Genomic DNA, 1,563 nt, shown 5'->3' with positions numbered 1-1,563 from the left:
ACGTCAAGGGGCCTGGCTGCCAGGCCTGCCGTGGCTCCGGGGTCAACGGCCGCTCGATCGTCGCCGAGGTGGTGCTGCCCACCCTCGCCTTCATGCGTGTGTTCGCCAAAGGCGGCCCAGCCGAGGCACGCAACTACTGGGTCAAGACCATGCAGGGCATCACCAAGCACGCCCACGCCATCCGCCGCATCAACGAGGGCATGTTCGACCCGCAGATAGTCGAGGATTTCATTGGGCCACTCGACTTCGATGAGCATCTGCTCGACGACAGCTTCTACTCGCAGGAGGCGTGCTGATGGGGGGCTTCTGGGAGCAGTTGCAGTTCGCCTTCTACAGCAAACAGTTCGGCCGCAAGGAACGCCTGCAGTTCTACGAAAGCATGTCCACCCTGCTCGAAAACGGGGTCCCGTTGAAGGACGCTGTGGCAGAGGTGCACAAGATCTTCGCTCATGAGGGACAGCATCCGTTTCATCCGGTGGCCATCGCCAGTCGCGAAGCGCTGATGGGGCTGTCCAACGGCAAGCGTCTGGCCACCGCCATGGCGCTCTATCTGCCCGCCCAGGAGCGAGCGCTGATCGAGGCCGGCGAGATGAGCGGCAACCTGGTTCAGGCCATGGGCGATGCCGTCTCCCTGGTCGAGGCCCAGGCCAGGATCCGCGCCACCATCTGGCAGGCGCTGCTCTATCCCTCGGCGCTGTCCGCCATGATGGTGTTCCTGCTGTGCATCGTGGCCTATCGCATGGTCCCCAGCCTGGCCAGGCTCTCCGATCCAGTCACGTGGACCGGCCCGCTCGCCACGCTCAACGCCATTGCCAGCTTCGTCACAGGACCTGGTATCTACGTTCTGGTCGCCGTCATCACCCTCACGGTGGTGGTCATCGTCACGTTACCGACCTACCGCTGGAAAGGCCGGGTCTGGCTGGACCGGATGCTGCCGCCCTGGTCCATCTACCGCATGCTCCAGGGCACCACCTTCCTGCTGAACATGGCCGTCATGCTCAACGCCGGCATACGCCCCTACGACAGCCTGGCCAGCATGATCAAGATCTCCCCGCCCTGGCTGAAGCAGCGCTTGGAAGCTGCCCGCTACGGCGTGGGCCTGGGCCAGAACCTGGGAGTCGCCCTTCGCAGCGCCGGTCACGATTTCCCCGACCGGCAGGCCATCCAGTACCTGTGCATCCTCGCCAACCGGGGAGGCTTCTCCGAAGCTCTGGTCAAGTTCAGCCGCCGCTGGCAGGAGACCAGCCTCAAGCAGATCGAGCTGGCCGCCGGGCTGGTGAAGAACTTCGCCCTGATCTTCATCGGCGCGCTGATGATCCTGGTCCTGCTCGGCGCCTACCAGGCACAGCAGCTCATCCAATCCATGAACCACTGAAACCTCACCAAGGAGCGCTCCATGAGCACTACGCAACGCACCTCCCGTCCGACGCAGGGCGGTTTCGTTTCCATCGAGATGATCATCGTGCTGATCATCATCGCCATCGGGGTCGGCCTGGGCCTGGCCGCAGCGGCTGGGATGTTCAGTTCGTCCAACGCCAACGAGGAACAGCGCAACATCAGCGT

At 63.7% G+C, this 1,563-nt stretch carries 1 protein-coding gene and 1 pseudogene; both read left to right on the top strand.

From position 1 onward, the window contains the following. A pseudogene (locus HMPREF2924_RS07510) lies at nucleotides 1-296 on the top strand (pilus assembly protein); the annotation flags it as partial. After that, nucleotides 296-1,375 carry a type II secretion system F family protein gene (locus tag HMPREF2924_RS07505; protein ID WP_003123335.1) on the top strand — a complete coding sequence of 360 codons (1,080 nt, stop codon included), beginning with the start codon at nucleotides 296-298 and terminating at the stop codon, nucleotides 1,373-1,375. The pseudogene HMPREF2924_RS07510 and the gene HMPREF2924_RS07505, both read left to right, overlap by 1 nt. Nucleotides 1,376-1,563: the final 188 nt, after the last annotated feature.

It is taken from the genome of Pseudomonas sp. HMSC063H08 (assembly GCF_001813645.1).
GTDB classification, from domain to species: Bacteria; Pseudomonadota; Gammaproteobacteria; order Pseudomonadales; family Pseudomonadaceae; genus Pseudomonas; species Pseudomonas aeruginosa.
This window is presented reverse-complemented; position numbering and strand designations above follow the sequence as displayed.

What these genes read in the sequence shown, in the direction of transcription:
- HMPREF2924_RS07505 (WP_003123335.1), top strand. Translation starts at nt 296, where the DNA reads ATGGGGGGCTTCTGGGAGCAGTTGCAGTTCGCCTTCTACAGCAAACAG.